Genomic DNA, 17563 nt, shown 5'->3' with positions numbered 1-17563 from the left:
ATCGGTCGGACCGCATCCGGGTCAGACGACGGCTCGGACCCGGATGCCGACGGTGCCCGATGCACCGCGCCGCAGCGACGATCCCCAGATCGTGAGTCGGCCGAGGATCCCGTATTTGCCGATGATCGCGTCGACGGCCGGTTGTCGGTTCTCGACGGTCGCGAGTCCAGCCACCTGCGGACCGATCGTCTTGCGGCCGCGTGCGTCGCACGCCTGCACCAGGACGCGATTGTCGCGCCGCAGCCGCTTCACCTTCCACGAGTCGGTGACCGTCCACAGCAGCATGTCCTCGCCGTCGGGCGCGGCCCACAGCGGCGACGACACCGGCGTGCCGTCCTTCTTGTAGGTGGTGAGCATGACGTACTGGGCTGCGGCGACTTCGACGACGGTTCCGGTCATGCCCGCGAGCGTACTTGCTCTGCCTCGCCACGCTCCCCCACTCCGTTCGCGCGTTACTTCCAGGGTTGTCGAGTAAGCGAGGGAGCGAAGCGACGAAGCGCATCGAGACGACGCCGGAGCCTCGATACACTCGCTCACTCCGTTCGCGGGCTACTCGACAAACCTGAGTGGCGGCCGCCGCGCAAGCGCCCACCCCAGGGTGGTCGAGTAGTCCGAGGCGCTAGCCGAGGACGTATCGAGACCCGGTGATCGCCAGAGGATTTGCGTCCGATTCGGTACCCGCAGCGAACAACTGCGGACGCAGATCGCGGCACGCCGTCTCGATACGCTCGCTCACTCCGTTCGCGGGCTACTCGACAAGCCTGGGTCCGTTCACGGGCTACAGCCTGGTGTCGAGCAGCGACGGAGCGCAGCGAGACGACTCACCGCACGAAGCGATAGCCCATCCCGGCTTCGGTGATCAGGTGCTCGGGGTGCGACGGATCGGCCTCCAGCTTCCGCCGCAGCGCGGCCAGGTAGACGCGCAGGTAGTTGGTCTGCGTCACGTACGTGGGACCCCACACCGCGGTGAGGATCTCGCGCTGGCTCACCAGATTCGGCTCGGCGCGCACCAGCAGTTCCAGCACGCCCCACTCGGTGGGCGTCAGACGCACGGGCGCGCCGTCGCGCAGGACGCGCTTGCCGACCAGGTCCACCTCCAGCGCACCGGCGCGCACCACGGGCGCCTCCGACGGCGCCGTCGTCGCGCTGCCGCGCCGGATCGCCGCCCGCAGCCGGGCCAGGAACTCCTCCATCCCGAAGGGTTTGGTGACGTAGTCGTCGGCGCCCGCGTCGAGCGCCTGCACCTTGTCGGCGGCATCGGTCCGCGCCGACAGCACGATCACCGGCACGGCCGTCCACCCGCGCAGACCGTCGAGGACGGTGAAGCCGTCCATGTCGGGCAGACCCAGATCCAAGACGACGACGTCGGGCGGATTCCGGCTCGCCGCGGCGAGCGCCTGCGCCCCCGTCGCCGCGGTGGTGACCTCGAATCCCCTGGCGCGCAGGTTGATCCGCAGGGCGCGCAGCAGTTGCGGCTCGTCGTCGACCACCAGGACGTGCCCGTGCTCAGCCATCGGCGGACTCCTCTCGCCCCGAATCCTCGACCGCTGGAAGCAGCACGACCATCGTGGTGCCGCCGCCGGGCGTCTGCTCGGCGGTCAGCGTTCCCCCGACCGCCGAGACGAACCCGCTCGCCACCGACAGCCCCAGCCCCACCCCCGACGACTGCCGGTGCTGGTCACCGTACTGGTGGAACGGGGTGAACACCCGCGACCGCTCCCCCGCCGGGATGCCCGGACCGTGGTCGACGACGCGGATCCGGCACCACGAGTCGTCCGACTCCCCCTCGCCGGCGACGAGATCGGTCCGCAACTCCACGCCGCCGCCACCGTGCCGCAGGGCGTTGTCGATGAGGTTGGCCAGGGCGCGTTCCAGCAGGCCCGCGTCGGTGGACGCCCAGTCGCAGGCGATCTCGATCGACAGCTCCGGAGCGCCGGGCTCCCAGCGCGCGACGGCCGCGCCGGCCCGGTGGATCACCTCCGGCAGATAGGTGCGACGACGCTGCGGGCGGACCACCCCGGCCGCCAGCCGCGACGAGTCGAGCAGATTGCCGACCAGCCCCGACAACTGGTCGATGGACTCCTCGACGGTCGCCAGCAACTCTTCGGTGTCCTCCTCGCTGAAGGTGACCTCGGTGCTGCGCAGGCTCGACGCCGCCGCTTTCGCCGCGGCCAGCGGCGTCCGCAGATCGTGGCTGACGGCGGTGAGCAGCGCCCGCCGCAACTCGTCGGTCCGGGCCAGTTCGTCGGCCTCGGCGGCCTCGGCCTCCAGCCGGTCTCGTTCGACGGCGGCGGCCACCTGGCTGGCGACCGCCGCCAGCACCCGCTGGTCGGCGGCGCCGACCTCGGGTCCCCGCAGCAGGAGCTGGTATTCGCCGCCCGCCGCCGGGCACACGGTGTCGGCTTCGGCCGCCGACCGGGGCGGGTCCTGCCCCACCGATTCGGCGACCGAGCCGCTCCGATCGTCGCGCCGGGCGACGGCGACCGCGGTCTGCTGGTAGGTCTCGCACACCCGCTCCAGCAGTCCGGCGACCCCGGCGCCGTCGAGGACCGCGCTGGAGAACAGCGCGAGCAGTTCGGCGTCGCGCCCGGCCCGCTGGGCCTGCCTGCGCCGGACCGTCGCCGAATCGACCAGCGCCGCAACGGCGATCGCGATGATCAGCATGACGGCGATCGTGATCACGTTGTCGGGTTCGGCGATGGTGAAGGTGAAGCGCGGCGGGGCGAAGAAGTAGTTCAGCAGCACCCCCGACAGCACCGCCGACAAGGCGGCCGGCACCACGCCGCCGAGCATCGCGACGGCGAGGATCACCACGAAGAACAGCGCCGTCTGACTGGCGAAACCGAGGTACGGGTCGAGGAGGGCCAGCAGACCGGTGAGGGCGAAGGGCGCCACCACGGCGAGGATCCAGCTGCCGGGCCGATGGAATCGAGTGTCGCGGATGTCGAGCCGGTTGCGCGCCGCCGCCTTCTCGTGCGTCACCATGTGCACGTCGATGCGGCCGCTGTCGCGGACCACGGCGGCGCCGACGCCCTCGTCGAACACCCGCCGCCACCGCGGCCGGCGCGACGTGCCGAGCACCAGCTGGGTGGCGTTCATGGCTCGCGCGAACTCCAGCAGCGTCTGCGGGACGTCGTCGCCGACCACCGAGTACACGCCGGCACCGATGTCGGCGGCCAGCGATCGGAGCGCGCCGAAGTCGGCCGAGCCGCGCTCGGCCAGGCCGTCGCCGCGGACGACGTGCACCACCAGCAGTTCGGCGCTCGACCGCGAGGCGATGCGCCGTGCCCGCCGGATCAGCACCGGCGACTCCGGCCCGCCGGTCACCGCGACCACCACGCGCTCGCGTGCCTCCCAGGTGTCGGTGATGGCGTTGGCCGCGCGGTAGGCGGCCAGCTTGTCGTCGACGCGGTCGGCCAGCCACAGCAGCGCCAACTCGCGCAGCGCCGTCAGATTGCCCTGCCGGAAGAAGTTGACGAGCGCACCGTCGATGCGGCCCACGTCGTACACCTTGCCCGCGGCCAACCGCTGCCGGAGCGCCCGCGGCTCGATGTCGACCAGCTCGATCTGGTCGGCGCCGCGCACCACCTCGTCGGGCACGGTCTCGCGCTGGGTGACGCCGGTGATCTGCGCGACGACGTCGTTCAGGCTCTCGAAGTGCTGGATGTTGACGGTCGAGAGGACGTCGATCCCCGCGTCGCGCAAGACCTCGATGTCCTGCCAGCGCTTCTCGTTGCGCATGCCGGGCGCATTGCTGTGCGCCAGCTCGTCGACCAGCACCACCGCGGGCCGGCGGGCCAGGATCGCGTCCAGATCCATCTCCGACAGTCTGGTGCCGCGGTAGTCGACGGCGAGCCGGTCGATCACCTCGAGGCCGTCGACCATCGCGGCCGTCGCGGCCCGACCGTGCGTCTCCACCACGCCGACCACCACGTCGACGCCCTCTTCGGCGAGGGTCCGCGCCTGCGCGAGCATCTCGTAGGTCTTGCCGACGCCGGGCGCGCACCCGAGGAACACTTCGAGCTGCCCGCGCTGCTCGTCCGATCCTGGCATGTCGCCGATGCTATCGGCAGCCGGCGGGTGCGGGCAGACGCGCAGCGATTCCGAGGTCACGATTCACCTGCTGAACGTTGACGCGCTCGGTCCCCAGGAATCCCCACTGCCTGCCCTCGGTGTGCGCGGCGACGATCCCGCGGACACGGTCGGGCGACAGTCCGGTGACCCGGGCGATGCGCGGCACCTGCAGGGCGGCGTACGCGGGGCTGATGTCGGGATCCAGACCCGACCCCGACGCGGTGACGGCGTCGGCGGGCACCTGCGCGGGCGACACGCCCTCGCGGGCGGCGATCGCGGCCCGACGCGCGGTCACGATCCGCACCAGTTCCGGGCTGCCCGGACCGAGGTTGCTCGCACCCGAGGCTCGCGGATCGCCGGGCGCCATCGGATCGTCGACGCCGCCGGCGACACGGTTGTGCAGGAAGGGATCTGGATCGCCGGGCCGGACCTGCTGGTCGACACCGAGCAGGTCGGAGGTCCGACAGCCGCGGGCGTCGGTGACGAACGACCCCTCGGCCGCCGTCGTGTCGAGGCGCGACAGGCCCCACACCGCCGCCGGGTACAGACCGCCGACCACCGCGGTCAACGCCAGCAGCGCCACGAGCGCGACGACGCACTGCCGCAGCAGTCCTCGGAAGGTGCTTCGCATGGTCCTCACCCCATCCCCGGCAGCAGCCGGACGAGAAGATCGATCAGCCAGATCCCGACGAAGGGCGTCACGACGCCGCCGAGACCGTAGATCAGCAGGTTGCGCCGCAGCAGGGTCGCCGCACCCGCGGCGCGGTAGCGGACTCCCTTGAGCGACAACGGGATCAGCGCGACGATGATCAGCGCGTTGAAGACCACCGCGGAAACGATCGCCGACTGCGCCGAATGCAGCCGCATGATGTTGAGCGCATCGAGCTGCGGGTACACCGAGCTGAACAGGGCGGGCAGGATCGCGAAGTACTTCGCGAGGTCGTTGGCCAGCGAGAAGGTGGTGAGCGCACCGCGGGTGATGAGCAGCTGCTTGCCGATCGCCACCACCTCGATCAGCTTGGTGGGATCGGAGTCGAGGTCGACCATGTTGCCCGCCTCTTTGGCCGCCATGGTGCCGGTGTTCATGGCCAGGCCGACGTCGGCCTGCGCCAATGCGGGCGCGTCGTTGGTGCCGTCGCCGGTCATCGCGACCAGCCGTCCGCCGGCCTGCTCGGACCGGATCAGGTCGAGCTTGTCCTCGGGCGTGGCCTGGGCGACGAAGTCGTCGACGCCGGCCTGCGCGGCGATGGCGCGGGCGGTGAGCGGATTGTCGCCGGTCACCATCACCGTCCGGATGCCCATCGCCCGCAGTTGGGCGAAGCGCTGCGCCATGCCGGGTTTGACGACGTCGGACAGTTCGATGACGCCGAGCACCGCGGCGTGGGCGCCGCCGTCGCGGACACCGACCACCAGCGGGGTGCCGCCGCGCTTGGAGATCTCCTCGACCTTCGTGGCGACCAGCGGGTTCACCGTGCCGCCGGTGTCGCGCACCCAGCGTTCGACGGCGTCGGCGGCCCCCTTGCGGTACTCGACCCGCGTGCGGTCGTCGAGCACGTCGATCCCGCTCATCCGGGTCTGCGCGGTGAACGGCACCACCGTGAACCGCGGATCGGCGCCCGATCGTGCCGCGGCCACCTCCGCTGCGCCCAGCGACGTCACCTCGTACCGCTCGAGCGCCAGGTCGATGACACTGCGGCCCTCCGGGGTGTCGTCGGCCAGGCTGCAGCGGTAGGCGACGTCGGCCAGTCCGACCACGGTCTCACCGCGCGCCGGATGGAACTCGGTGGCGCGCCGGTTGCCGAAGGTGATGGTGCCGGTCTTGTCCATCAGCAGGGTGTCGACGTCGCCCGCGGCCTCCACCGCCCGGCCCGACATGGCGAGCACGTTCCGCTGCACCAGCCGGTCCATGCCCGCGATGCCGATCGACGACAGCAGCGCCCCGATCGTCGTCGGAATCAGGCACACCAGCAGGGCGATCAGCTTCAGCGGGTCGGCGGCCTCACCCGCGAAGGCCTGCATGGGGCCGATCGCGACCACGGCCAGCAGGAAGATGACGGTCAGCGCGGTCAGCAGGATGTCGAGCGCGATCTCGTTGGGCGTCTTCTTGCGCGAGGCGCCCTCCACCAGCGCGATCATCCGATCGACGAAGGTGCTGCCCGGGTCGGCGGTGATCTGCACGACGATCCGATCCGAGAGCACCACGGTGCCGCCGGTGACGGCCGATCGGTCGCCGCCCGACTCCCGCACCACCGGGGCCGACTCGCCGGTGATCGCCGACTCGTCGACCGTGGCGATGCCCTCGATCACGCCGCCGTCGCCGGCGATCGTCTCACCGGCCTCCACCACGATCCGCATCCCGCGCTTCAGCTCGGAGCCGGGCGTCTCGGTGATGCCGCCGTCGTCGCCGAGGACGCGGGCGACGGTGTCGCGCTTGACCTTCCGCAGACTGTCGGCCTGCGCGCGGCCGCGTCCCTCGGCGACGGCCTCGGCCAGGCTCGCGAAGACCACGGTGAACCACAGCCAGACCGTCACCAGCCAGGCGAACACCGACGGGTGGATCACCGCCAGCACGGTGGTGATGAGCGCGCCCAGGTAGACCACGAACATCACCGGGTTGCGCGCTTGGTCGCGCGGACCCAGCTTGCGCAGGGCCTGCGGGAGCGACGACACCAGTTGTCCGGCGTCGAAGGCTCCGCTGCCCACGAGATTCTTGCTGTTCATCGCGTCCTTCTCGGATTCGCACTCGGATTCACGCATCGGCGTCGATCGGTACGTCGTCATCCCACGGCCTCCGCGATCGGTCCCAGCGCCATCGCCGGGAAGAAGGTGAGGCCCGCGACCAGCAGCGTGGTGCCCAGCAGCAGCGCCCCGAACAGCAGTCCGCTGGTCGGCAGGGCGGCGACGGCCGCGTCGGCGCGGGCGCGGAGAGCGACGCCGCCGGCCGGCGTCGCCTCGTCGGTCATGAGCGGCCCGGACGCGGTCGCATTCGGTTCGGGCGCGTTCTCCTTCGGTCGCTGCCGGGCCAGCAGCCCGGCCAGCGACAGGACCAGGACGATCGGGACCAGCCGCCCCAGCAGCATCGCCAGGCCGAGGGAGATCTGCAGCCAGTCACTGGTGGCCGTGAGGCCGCCGAAGGCGCTGCCGTTGTTGTTGGCGGCCGACGCGAAGGCGTACAGCACCTCGCTGAAGCCGTGAATCGCGCCGTCGGAGCCGCGCGGGCCGTCGTTGCCCAACGCCGACGGCGTGGCACCGAGCACCACCGTGATCGCCGTCCCGGCCAGCACCAGGGCGGGCATCACCAGCACGTACAGGGCGGCGGCGGTGATCTCCCTCTGTCCGATCCGCTTCCCGAGGAACTCCGGTGAGCGGCCCACCAGGAGGCCGCCGACGAAGACCGTGATGATCGCCAGGACCAGCATCGAGTAGAGGCCGGAGCCGACACCGCCGGGCGCCACCTCGCCCAGCAGCATGTTCCAGATCAGACCGCCGCCGGCCGCGGCGGAGAAGCTGTCGTGCGCGGCGTTCACGGCGCCGGTCGACGTGCCGGTGGTCGAGACCGCGAACAGCGCACTGCCCGGGATCCCGAACCGGTACTCCTTGCCCTCGAGCATGGCGCCCGCCGCCCGCGAGGCGAGCCCGTCGGTCCGCGACTCGAAGGTCCAGACCAGGGCCAGCATGGCGCCCCAGATGGTCGCCATCACCCCGAGCAGGGTGAGGCCCTGGCGCCGGTCGCCGACCATCGTCCCGTAGGTGCGGGTCAGGCTCACCGGGATCAGCAGGATCGCCAGCACCGACAGCACGTTGGTCACCGGTGTCGGATTGGAGAACGGGTGCGCCGAGTTGGCGCCGTAGGTGCCGCCGCCGTTGGTGCCGAGAAGTTTGATGGCCTCCTGGGAGGCGAAGGGACCCAATGGAATCCGCGAACCGGCGCCGTCGAGCATGGTGAACTCGGTGGCCGCGTGCCACGACTGGACCGCACCCTGGAAGACGAAGATCACCGCGAGGACGATCGCCAGCGGCAGCAGGACGCGCAGCGTGCCGCGGACCAGGTCGACCCAGAAGTTGCCGATCTGGCCGGCGCCGCGCCGCGCGGCGATCCCGCGGATCAGGGCGACCGCGACCGCCATGCCGACCGCCGCGGACAGGAAGTTCTGCGTCGCCAGACCCAGCATCTGCGGCAGATCGCTGATCGCGGTCTCCGGCTCGTACGACTGCCAGTTGGTGTTGGTGACGAACGAGATCGCCGTGTTGAACGAGGTCGTCGGCGACATTCCCGGCTTGCCGTCCGACCACGGGAGGTGCCCCTGCAGGCGCAGCATGGCGTACAGGACCAGGATGGAGACGGCCGAGAAGCCGAGCACCGACAATCCGTACGCGCGCCAGGTCTGATGGCTGCGCGGGTTCACCCCGATCGCGCGGTAGATCCACCGTTCGGGCGGCAGGTCGCGGGCGGAGCGATAGGTGCGCGCCATGTAGTCGCCGAGCGGTACGTACAGCACCGCCAGGATGGCGAGGACGAGAGCCGACTGCAGCAGGCCGGCAGCGAGGTCTGACACTGTGCGCGCCCCTAGAACTTGTCCGGATACAGCAGCGCGCCGATCAGATACGCCAGCACCGCGGCCGCCGCGATCAGCAGGATCACCGCCAGCGTGCCCGCCCCCGTCATCGATCCGCTCCGCGTTCGAGCGCATACAGCAGCGCCGCGCACGCGGCGATCGCGAGCACCGCGACGCCGACCATCACGACATCCATCTTCCGTCTCCTCGATCCAGTGCCCGCGCCGTCGGCGGGTGCACCTTCACGCTCGTCCCGCCGATTGCGTTGCGCCAGATGTCTTAACGCGTTCCATACGGGACCGGCCGAGATCTTGACGAACGGTTCACGGGGCCGCGCCCGGATCGCCCCGTGGTCGACGCGATCGCCGAATCCTACGAGTCGGCGGTGGTCTGGGCGGCTACGGCTCGCCGATCAGACACCGCCTCGCCGGGCCCACGATCCGCCCCGCCGACGCCCGGTCACGGTGTCCGGCGCCGCAGCGTCGCCGCGGCCGAGGCGAGCGCGACGACGATGCAGCCGAGGATCACCGCGATGTCGCGGACCATCAGCCCGGTGAGGGACGGGTGCGCGGCCACCTCCTGCAGGGCCTGGACCGCGTAGGTCAGCGGCATCGCCCGCGACAACCCCTCCATCCATCCCGGCAGCGCGTCGCGCGCCACGAACAGGCCGCACAGGAAGAGCTGGGGTATCACCACGATCGGCAGAAACTGCACGGCCTGGAACTCGGTCTGGGCGAAGGCGCTGCACAGCAGGCCCAACCCGACGCCGAGCATCGCGTCGAGCATGGCGATCAGGAAGACCCACCAGATCGATCCCTGCACCGCGAGCCCGAGGAACCAGTACGAGACGCCCACCGCCAGGATCGCCTGCACGGCGGCGACCACTGAGAAGGCGAGGCCGTAGCCGCCGAGCAGGTCGACGCGGCTGATCGGGGTGGTCAGCAGGCGCTCGAGGGTGCCCGACCGCCGCTCGCGCAGCATCGCGATGGAGGTGATGAGGAACATCGTGGTGAAGGGCAGGATGCCGAGCATCACGGTGCCGATGCGGTCGAACGGGTCGGGGGCCGCCGGGCTGTGCGGCGCCTCGGAGAACATGTAGTGGAGAAGCACCATCAGCAGGACCGGGATCACCAGGATCAGGCCGACGGTCCGAGGGTCGGCGCGCAGTTGGCGAAGCACTCGCACCGCCGTGCCCGTCAGGAGCGCCGGCCGCAACGGCGCCGGGCGTGCCGAGGTCTCGGCGGTCATGCCATCGCCCCCTCGATCAGCAGCAGGAAGGCGTGTTCGAGGTTCGTCTCACCGGTCCGCGATCGGAGTTCATCCGGGCTCAGCTGCGCCACCAGGGCGCCCTCGCGCATCAGGATCAGCTCGTCGCAGTGCGCGGCCTCGTCCATCACGTGGCTGGAGATCAACAGCGTCACACCGGATCTCGCAAGGTCGGCGAACCTCCCCCACAGGTCGGCGCGCAGCACCGGGTCGAGCCCGACGGTCGGCTCGTCGAGGATCAGCAGGCGCGGCCGGGTGACGAGCGCGCAGGCGATCGACACCCGGTTGAGCTGGCCCCCGGACAGGTCCCCGGCCCGCTGGTCGACGTACGGCCGCAGGCCGACGGCGTCGATCGCCTCGTCGACGTTCTGGCGCGCACCGAAGAGCATGGCGAAGTACCGCACGTTCTGCCCGACGGTGAGGTCGGTGTAGACCGACGCCGCCTGCGTCACGTAGCCGATCTCGCTGCGCAGACCGGGCGCGCCCGCCGGTCGGTCGAGGACGGTGATCCGACGGCGGACGTTCTTCTGCGTGCCGACGATCGCCCGCATCAGGGTCGTCTTTCCGCAGCCGCTGGGGCCGAGGAGGCCGGTGATGGATCCGGTGGGCACCGAGACGGTCAGGTCGTCGACCGCCATCGCACGGCCGCGTCGCACGGAGACGTTCTCGCATCTGATCGCTGAACTCATCACGGCCTCGATCCGTCGGAACGAATTAATTCATCACATGGTGAATTAAAGCCCCGGTCGCGCAGCGCCGTCAAGGGCTACTGCGCCACCAAGGGGGACGGGGATTCGAGCGCACGCTCACCGGCGTCGATTTGCGCGCATCGTCCGGACCGGTTCTAGTGGAGTGTGATCCAGCACGTTCCAGATGACTCGACATGTCCAGTGGGAGTCATGACACGAAGGAGTCATCCGTTGAAGCGCAGTCTCAAGCTCGCCGCCGTGACCGCCGCCGCGGCAGCGGCCGCCACCACGGGCGTCGCGCTTGCCCCGGGCGCCGCCGAAGCCGGCACCGTGGGCAAGTACCAGCAGCCGGCGTCGGGCGCGGTGTCGATCACCTCGGGCATCAACGAGATCAACGTGATGATCATCAATCGCAAGGACGCCGACGAGTGCACCGTCACCGCCACCCGCAAGGACGGCGCGACCGGCACCAAGGAGCTCAAGCGGACGGTCAAGCTCACCAAGCTGAACCAGCGGACCGCGATCGCGAACTTCGCCGGCATGCTCGACAAGACCGACTACACGGTCTCGGGGACCTGCACCGGCCCCAAGGCCACCGCCCCGGATGCGACCGAGGGCGACCAGGCGGCCACTGCCACCAAGGTCGCTGAGACCACCGAGACGGTGACCACCAACCTCCTCGGCGGCACCAACAAGGTCGTCGTCAAGGTCGACAACTCGGTCGTCCCCAAGTACGACCAGTGCCTGCAGATCGTCAAGGGGATCTCGTGGGACCTCGGACTGCGCGGCGCCCCGCTTCAGCTCGTGATGAGCATCGCGACCGGGTTCTGCCCGCGGTAAGCCCTCCAGACGAAAATTGCGTCGACTAACGGGGCGTGGAGCCCGCTAATTCGACGCAACTTCACTCGACGATGCGAACGGTCCCGCTTCCCCAACCCCGGGGAAGCGGGACCTTCGCTGTCAGCCGACGACCAGGCTCTCGCCGTCGCCGCTGACGTCGACCGGGACGGTGTCCCCGTCGCGGACCCTGCCCGCCAGCAGGGCCTTGGCCAACTGGTCGCCGATGGCCTGCTGCACGAGCCTGCGCAGCGGGCGCGCGCCGTAGAGCGGGTCGAAGCCGCGCTCGGCCAGCCATTCCTTGGCCTTGGGCGTGACCGCGAGTTCCAGACGGCGCTGCCGCAGCCGGGCCGCGAGGTTGTCGAGCTGGATGTCGACGATCCGAACCAACTGCTCCGGGCTCAGCGCATCGAAGATCACCACGTCGTCGAGGCGGTTGATGAACTCCGGCTTGAACGCCGCGCGGACGGCCGCCATCACCTGGTCCTTGTCACCGCCGGCGCCCAGGTTGGACGTCAGGATGAGGATGGTGTTGCGGAAGTCCACCGTGCGCCCCTGGCCGTCGGTCAGACGCCCCTCGTCGAGGACCTGCAGCAGCACGTCGAAGACGTCCGGGTGGGCCTTCTCGACCTCGTCGAACAGGACCACCGAGTACGGGCGACGCCGCACCGCCTCGGTCAGCTGGCCGCCGGCCTCGTAGCCGACGTAGCCGGGAGGCGCGCCGACGAGCCTGGCGACGGAGTGCTTCTCGCCGTACTCGCTCATGTCGATGCGGACGATCGCTCGTTCATCGTCGAACATGAACTCGGCCAGCGCCTTGGCGAGCTCGGTCTTACCGGTGCCGGTGGGGCCGAGGAACAGGAACGAACCCAGCGGCCGGTTGGGGTCGGCGACGCCGGCGCGAGCGCGACGGACCGCGTCGGAGACGGCCTTGACCGCATCGAGCTGCCCGATGACGCGCTTGCCGAGCTCGTCTTCCATGCGCAGCAGTTTCGCGGTCTCGCCCTCGAGCATCTTGCCCGCGGGCACGCCGGTCCACGCCGAGACCACCTCGGCCACCTGGTCCGGACCGACCTCCTCCTGCAGCATCACATCGCCCGTCTCGGGGTCGCCGCCGCTCTTCTCGATCGCCGCCTCGAGTTCCTTCTCCAGGCCGGGGATCCTGCCGTAGCGGAGTTCGGCCGCCTTGCCGAGGTCGCCGTCGCGTTCGGCGCGATCGGCCTCGCCGCGCAGTCGTTCCAGCTCCTCCTTGACGTCGCGGACGGCGTCGATGGCGGTCTTCTCCGACTGCCAGCGCGCCGACAGCTCGTTCAGCTTCTCGCGGTGGTCGGCCAGTTCGCGGCGCAGCGCCTCCAGCCGTTCCTTCGACGCGGCGTCGGTCTCCTTCTCCAGGGCGACCTCCTCCACCTCCAGGCGGCGGACGATGCGCTCGACCTCGTCGATCTCGACCGGGCGCGAGTCGATCTCCATCCGCAGGCGGGAGGCGGCCTCGTCGACCAGGTCGATGGCCTTGTCGGGCAGGAATCGCGAGGTGATGTAGCGGTCCGACAGCGTCGCGGCCGAGACCAGCGCGGAGTCGGTGATGCGCACACCGTGGTGCACTTCGTAGCGTTCCTTCAGTCCGCGCAGGATGCCGATGGTGTCCTCCACCGACGGCTCGCCGACGTAGACCTGCTGGAAGCGCCGTTCCAGGGCGGCGTCCTTCTCGATGTACTGGCGGTACTCCTCCAGGGTGGTCGCGCCGACGAGCCGCAGTTCGCCGCGGGCCAGCATCGGCTTGATCATGTTGCCCGCGTCCATCGCCGATTCGCCGGTCGCGCCGGCGCCGACGATGGTGTGCAGTTCGTCGATGAAGGTGATGATCTGGCCGTCGGAGGCCTTGATCTCGTCGAGGACGGCCTTGAGCCGTTCCTCGAACTCGCCGCGGTACTTGGCGCCGGCGACCATCGAACCCAGGTCCAGGGAGATGACGGTCTTGCCGCGCAACGACTCGGGCACGTCACCGGCGACGACGCGCTGGGCCAGCCCCTCGACGATCGCCGTCTTGCCGACGCCGGGCTCGCCGATCAGCACCGGGTTGTTCTTGGTGCGCCGGCTCAGCACCTGCACCACGCGCCGGATCTCGGAGTCGCGGCCGATCACCGGGTCGAGTTCGCCGTCGCGGGCCCGCTTGGTCAGGTCGGTCGAGTACTTCTCCAGGGACTGGTAGGTGGCTTCCGGGTTCTCGCTGGTGACCCGCGCGGTGCCGCGAACGGCGACGAACGCCTCGCGCAGCGCCTCGGGGGTCGCCCCCGCGCCGGTCAGCAGCTTGGCCGCGTCCGAATCGCCCGTCGCCAGCCCGACCATCAGGTGTTCGGTGGAGACGTACTCGTCGTTCAGCTCGGTCGCGAGCTTCTGGGCGGCGGTGATCGCCGCGATCGACTCGCGTGAGAGCTGCGGCTGCGCGCTGGCGCTGGAAACGGTCGGCGCCCGATCGACGAGGTTCTTGGCCTCGTTGCGGATGCGCACCGGGTCGACGCCGACGGCCTTGAGCAGCGGCGCGGCGATGCCGTCCGTCTGCTCCAGCAGTGCGACGAGAATATGGGTGGGCCGCACGTCGGGGTTGCCTGCGGCGGCCGCGTCTTGGACGGCTGCCTGCAGCGCAGCCTGCGTCTTGGTGGTGGGGGTGAAGCTGTCCACTGACATTCGCCTCTCTGTTGGTCTGTCACGCTCGACTCACTGCCGAACTTAAGTCTACGAGGCTCAGGTTGGCCTCACGGCTGGTTCAACCTCATTGGAGTTGAGCGTATTCCACTAAAGTTTGAGGTTTTGGTGATGTGCGCCACGGAGTCGGAATTGCTGCCGTCCCGCACCTCACCCAGCGCGTTCGCCGAAGCGCCGCTTGACCGTGTGTCCGCGATCTGAGACCGAAGCGAGGTGTCCGACGACAGCGGCCGAAGTCCGGCCGCGACTATTTCCCCGTTCGGGGCGTATCCGCGAGTCCGCGAAGGTATGCCGACACCGTTGGGGCGATCTCCACCGGTGCCCCTACGATCACCGACCGCATGAGGAGCGCATCACAGAGAGTCATCACCTCTCGCGCATGGTGAGCCGGCGCTTCGATGTCGCACACCTCGAGGGCGTCGGCGAGCCGCTGCACCACCGCTTGCTGAACCGGAGACTTCTCCGCGAGTGTTGCGCGTGCAGGCTCGTCTTCGTCGAGTTCGAGCAGCAGGGCGTACCTGGCCTTGAGCTCGTCTGGCCGTCGGGCGAATGCAGTAACGGCTGATTCGAGGACATCCAAGAGCTCCTTGCGGGCATCGGGCACCGACATCCCGCCGGGCATCACCAAAGCGCGCGCCGCCTCCTCGAGATCGGCAATCGAATGCTCGGCCAACACCCTCACGATCTCGTCGATCAATGCGCGACGCGTCCGGGCGTAGTACGAGGTCGATCCGAGGGGGAGGCCCCGTTCCTCGTCGATCGCTCGGTGCGTCAGCGCGCGAACGCCGCGCCGCGCGATGATCCGGATCCCCGCCTCTGCGATCTGGTCTCGGCGCACACTCCGAGTACCTGAGCGGTCGTCGGCTGATTGCTTCACGCACCAGACTTTACATGTGTAGTGGACGCCGCCGGACTGCTACTACATAAATAGAGGATCTGTCTTCGTGCGGATCGGAATCGTCGGTGCAGGCATCGCCGGGCGTTGGGGCTTCGGACGGATTACGACCTTCCCTGGTGTCCTGTATCAGATCGGAGCCGTCTGACGTCCGACGGTGGATGCGGCGCCTTGACCGACTGCACACGTGCGAGTCGAACCATCCCGCCGCACCTCATCGACGGTCACGGTCGCTACTGCATGGCGGTCGGTGTGGGCGGTGACCGTGGCGGTGGCGCGAAGCTGTCCGTCTCGCGCACCCTCGAGGTAGGTCACGCTCAGACTGCGGGTAACGATGTCAGGCCCGAGGATCGATCCGCACGCGAACGTGAGAGCGTTGTCGACAAGGTATGACAGGACGCCACCGTGGACCAGACCGTGTTGTTGGCGGTGGTGGTCGGTGATCTCGATTTCGAGGACTGCTCCACCTGCATCGAACCGGCTGATAGTCGCACCGACAAGGTTGCTGAACGGCTGAGCCCGAAGGACCGAATTCCCCAACTCCAACGTCGCCTGGGTCGTTTGCCTTCCTGCTGCGGGTGCCGACCGATCGTGGTTTGTCACCTCATGCTCCCTTCTTGGTTCCTGTCTGCCATCTTCTTTGCAACGAGAGGTTGATATCGGCGATTACCGCCAATGAAGTCGCGGCTCATTCGTTGTCACACCGGCCGACGACCTTGATTCGGTCGCCGTCGGCTTGGCCGGAGGCGACAGACGGTTCGCCGTCGTCAGACGACTGCTTTTCGGCGCGGCCTCAACCCGGTCACCTGCCACGTGACGAAGTAGTTGACGAGTTCTTTGAACCTGGCCGCGGTCCGGCCGGAGAGGAAGATCGGCAACGGGCGGTCGTCCCAGTGAGTGAATTGAGTGATCCCGTCACGTCGGCCGAGACTCATGTTGCGCCACACGAATCGTGGATGGTGGGCCTGCACGGGTTTGCCTGCGATCTCTCGGCCGAGTCGTCTGCCCAGCCAGGAAGCCATCACCACCGCGGTCTGGCAGCTCATCCTCGCCAGGCCGTCAGGCCCATCGATGACTCCGGCGTCACCGATGGCATAGATTCTCGGGTCATCGATTGACCTGAGACGGTCGTCAACGATGACTCTCCGTTGTCGGTCCACACGGAGACCGGCGTTCGCGGCCAGAGCCGATGCGATGAACCCGACCGACCAAATCACCAGGTCCGCATTCAGGCGCCTCGCATTCCCATCTGCGTCGACTTCGTGGAACCCGCCATCAGAACCGGCTTCAACCCGGACTCCCTCTCGGACCGAAACGCCGAGGGCGTGCAGGGAAGCGCGTGTGCGACGCCCCGCACCGGGCGTCATGCCTGCATCGACAGCGCCGCGGCTGATCAGGTGCACGTCCAGGTCATTTCGTCGTTCGGCGATCTCACTGACCGTCTCAAGGCCCGTCAAGCCGCCGCCGACGACGACTACCCGACCGCTTCGCAGGTCGGACAGTTGCTGTCGTAGCCTGCTCGCTGATTCCAAATCGGCGACGGCGATGGCGCCTTCGGGCGCCCGCAGAGATCGGCTGCCCAGCGCGTAGACGAGGTAGTCGTAATCGATTCGCCGACCGTTCTCAAGGCTTACGCACCGGCCGTCCGTATCGAGCGAATCGACGGTACCGATGACGACGTCGACCCCGGTGTCGCTCATCGACTCGGTGAGGGGAATGTACGGGAGGACCTGCCCTGTGGCGAGTTGGTGCATTCGCATGCGTTCGACGAATCTGTCGAGCTCGTTGACCAGAGTCAGCTCGGCGCTCTCAGGCAGATGCCGCGCAAGAGACCGAGTGACGAGCAGGCCCGCGTACCCGGCCCCGAGCACGACGACTCGTTGCCTTTCACCGCCTGCCGCGGCGTTACGACCCGCCTGACGGGAAGCCATACGATTCGTGCCGTTCATGAGTCCTCCCGGGTCGCGCTCGCGAGACCTTTGGCGACCATCCGCGGAACGGCGAAGCCATGGAGAGGCTCGATCACCTTCCAGATGACCTTTCCGCGAGTGGTGTCGAAACGCACGCAGGTGATCGATTCGACTCGTTTGTCGACAGCAGTCACGATGACTCGCAGCGACAGCACCGAGGACGGCGTCTCGAGTGAGATCCGGTGGTCATCGCGATGCGTGATCCGCCAGCCGGCGACCAGATCTCGAGAACGTCGGCGATCCAGCCGTCCGCGGAACGCCACCTGCCAGATCAGGATCTCCGGCAGATTCGGCACGTCGCCGAGAATCGTCCGGGCCCAAGACTCCGCAGTTCGGCTGGGTCCTCCTTCGACGGAGACCACGTCGGCGAAGTCGATGCGATCGAGCCCGCAGTACTCGCGAACCTCAACTGGCAGTGCGGCCACGCCGACAGCCCGGAACGGCGGCGGCGATTTCGCCGATGCTCCGGCCCGAACAGTCGACCGCAGGTCGTGTTTCGGTCGTTCGATTGCCATGGAGTCAACTCCTCGATTGGGATGGCGGCGGTTCGCGTCCTTGACTGCGATTGAGGTT

16 protein-coding genes are annotated in these 17563 nt (G+C 69.0%); 2 read left to right on the top strand and 14 right to left on the bottom strand.

What is annotated here, in order from left to right:
• Nucleotides 1-21 precede the first annotated feature (21 nt).
• The 9 genes from AAFO60_RS15165 to AAFO60_RS15125 all read right to left on the bottom strand — a co-directional run bounded on the left by AAFO60_RS15165 (nt 22) and on the right by AAFO60_RS15125 (nt 10585).
• Nucleotides 22-399 (bottom strand): PPOX class F420-dependent oxidoreductase, encoded by a 378-nt coding sequence (locus AAFO60_RS15165; RefSeq protein WP_347957052.1) that lies wholly within the window; start codon nt 397-399, stop codon nt 22-24.
• A gap of 422 nt (nt 400-821) precedes the next feature.
• Nucleotides 822-1514, bottom strand: coding sequence for a response regulator (locus tag AAFO60_RS15160; RefSeq protein ID WP_347957051.1), 693 nt, complete (start codon nt 1512-1514; stop codon nt 822-824).
• Complete coding sequence (locus AAFO60_RS15155) at nt 1507-4053, bottom strand: DUF4118 domain-containing protein (protein ID WP_347957050.1); 2547 nt, start codon at nt 4051-4053, stop codon at nt 1507-1509. The genes AAFO60_RS15160 and AAFO60_RS15155 overlap by 8 nt, the downstream gene beginning before the upstream one ends.
• A gap of 10 nt (nt 4054-4063) precedes the next feature.
• Nucleotides 4064-4705: a potassium-transporting ATPase subunit C gene (locus AAFO60_RS15150; protein WP_347957049.1), complete on the bottom strand. Its 642-nt coding sequence runs from the start codon at nt 4703-4705 to the stop codon at nt 4064-4066.
• A 5-nt stretch (nt 4706-4710) separates the two neighbouring features.
• The gene (gene kdpB, locus AAFO60_RS15145; RefSeq protein ID WP_347957048.1) at nt 4711-6795 is read right to left on the bottom strand and encodes a potassium-transporting ATPase subunit KdpB; all 2085 of its coding nucleotides are present in this window, start codon (nt 6793-6795) and stop codon (nt 4711-4713) included.
• 56 nt (nt 6796-6851) lie between these two features.
• Nucleotides 6852-8630 carry a potassium-transporting ATPase subunit KdpA gene (gene kdpA, locus AAFO60_RS15140; protein WP_347957047.1) on the bottom strand — a complete coding sequence of 593 codons (1779 nt, stop codon included), beginning with the start codon at nt 8628-8630 and terminating at the stop codon, nt 6852-6854.
• Between the two features lie 11 nt (nt 8631-8641).
• On the bottom strand, nt 8642-8740 hold the full coding sequence (locus AAFO60_RS15135; protein ID WP_347957046.1) for a potassium-transporting ATPase subunit F: 99 nt from the start codon (nt 8738-8740) through the stop codon (nt 8642-8644).
• Nucleotides 8741-9089: 349 nt separating this feature from the next.
• A complete protein-coding gene (locus tag AAFO60_RS15130; protein WP_347957045.1) occupies nt 9090-9878 on the bottom strand; it encodes an ABC transporter permease in 789 nt (262 codons plus the stop codon).
• On the bottom strand, nt 9875-10585 hold the full coding sequence (locus tag AAFO60_RS15125) for an ABC transporter ATP-binding protein (RefSeq protein WP_347957044.1): 711 nt from the start codon (nt 10583-10585) through the stop codon (nt 9875-9877). The genes AAFO60_RS15130 and AAFO60_RS15125 overlap by 4 nt, the downstream gene beginning before the upstream one ends.
• Nucleotides 10586-10816: 231 nt before the next feature.
• Between AAFO60_RS15125 and AAFO60_RS15120 the strand changes: the two genes are divergently transcribed.
• Nucleotides 10817-11425: a hypothetical protein gene (locus tag AAFO60_RS15120; RefSeq protein WP_347957043.1), complete on the top strand. Its 609-nt coding sequence runs from the start codon at nt 10817-10819 to the stop codon at nt 11423-11425.
• A gap of 120 nt (nt 11426-11545) precedes the next feature.
• Here the strand turns inward: AAFO60_RS15120 and clpB are convergent, their stop codons facing one another.
• From clpB to AAFO60_RS15105, 3 genes are all read right to left on the bottom strand, one after another.
• A complete protein-coding gene (clpB, locus tag AAFO60_RS15115) occupies nt 11546-14101 on the bottom strand; it encodes an ATP-dependent chaperone ClpB (protein WP_347957084.1) in 2556 nt (851 codons plus the stop codon).
• Between the two features lie 271 nt (nt 14102-14372).
• Complete coding sequence (locus AAFO60_RS15110; protein ID WP_347957042.1) at nt 14373-14822, bottom strand: hypothetical protein; 450 nt, start codon at nt 14820-14822, stop codon at nt 14373-14375.
• Between the two features lie 327 nt (nt 14823-15149).
• Nucleotides 15150-15464, bottom strand: coding sequence for a PaaI family thioesterase (locus AAFO60_RS15105; protein WP_347957083.1), 315 nt, complete (start codon nt 15462-15464; stop codon nt 15150-15152).
• Between AAFO60_RS15105 and AAFO60_RS15100 the strand changes: the two genes are divergently transcribed.
• A complete protein-coding gene (locus tag AAFO60_RS15100) occupies nt 15426-15677 on the top strand; it encodes a hypothetical protein (RefSeq protein WP_347957088.1) in 252 nt (83 codons plus the stop codon). The genes AAFO60_RS15105 and AAFO60_RS15100 overlap by 39 nt on opposite strands.
• A 110-nt stretch (nt 15678-15787) precedes the next feature.
• Here the strand turns inward: AAFO60_RS15100 and AAFO60_RS15095 are convergent, their stop codons facing one another.
• Nucleotides 15788-16969, bottom strand: coding sequence for an NAD(P)/FAD-dependent oxidoreductase (locus tag AAFO60_RS15095; protein WP_347957041.1), 1182 nt, complete (start codon nt 16967-16969; stop codon nt 15788-15790).
• Entirely contained in the window at nt 16966-17505 is a 540-nt protein-coding gene (locus AAFO60_RS15090) for a DUF2867 domain-containing protein (protein WP_347957040.1), read from the bottom strand. The genes AAFO60_RS15095 and AAFO60_RS15090 overlap by 4 nt, the downstream gene beginning before the upstream one ends.
• Nucleotides 17506-17563: the final 58 nt, after the last annotated feature.

The organism is Gordonia aichiensis, assembly GCF_039946255.1.
In the GTDB taxonomy this organism is placed as follows: domain Bacteria; phylum Actinomycetota; class Actinomycetes; order Mycobacteriales; family Mycobacteriaceae; genus Gordonia; species Gordonia aichiensis_A.
This window is presented reverse-complemented; position numbering and strand designations above follow the sequence as displayed.

Coding starts and splice junctions, on each gene's coding strand:
- AAFO60_RS15155 (WP_347957050.1), bottom strand. CDS start 4,053: ATGCCAGGATCGGACGAGCAGCGCGGGCAGCTCGAAGTGTTCCTCGGG.
- AAFO60_RS15130 (WP_347957045.1), bottom strand. CDS start 9,878: ATGACCGCCGAGACCTCGGCACGCCCGGCGCCGTTGCGGCCGGCGCTC.
- AAFO60_RS15090 (WP_347957040.1), bottom strand. CDS start 17,505: ATGGCAATCGAACGACCGAAACACGACCTGCGGTCGACTGTTCGGGCC.
- AAFO60_RS15165 (WP_347957052.1), bottom strand. CDS start 399: ATGACCGGAACCGTCGTCGAAGTCGCCGCAGCCCAGTACGTCATGCTC.
- AAFO60_RS15125 (WP_347957044.1), bottom strand. CDS start 10,585: ATGAGTTCAGCGATCAGATGCGAGAACGTCTCCGTGCGACGCGGCCGT.
- AAFO60_RS15160 (WP_347957051.1), bottom strand. CDS start 1,514: ATGGCTGAGCACGGGCACGTCCTGGTGGTCGACGACGAGCCGCAACTG.
- AAFO60_RS15150 (WP_347957049.1), bottom strand. CDS start 4,705: ATGCGAAGCACCTTCCGAGGACTGCTGCGGCAGTGCGTCGTCGCGCTC.
- AAFO60_RS15135 (WP_347957046.1), bottom strand. CDS start 8,740: ATGACGGGGGCGGGCACGCTGGCGGTGATCCTGCTGATCGCGGCGGCC.
- kdpB (WP_347957048.1), bottom strand. CDS start 6,795: ATGAACAGCAAGAATCTCGTGGGCAGCGGAGCCTTCGACGCCGGACAA.
- AAFO60_RS15095 (WP_347957041.1), bottom strand. CDS start 16,969: ATGAACGGCACGAATCGTATGGCTTCCCGTCAGGCGGGTCGTAACGCC.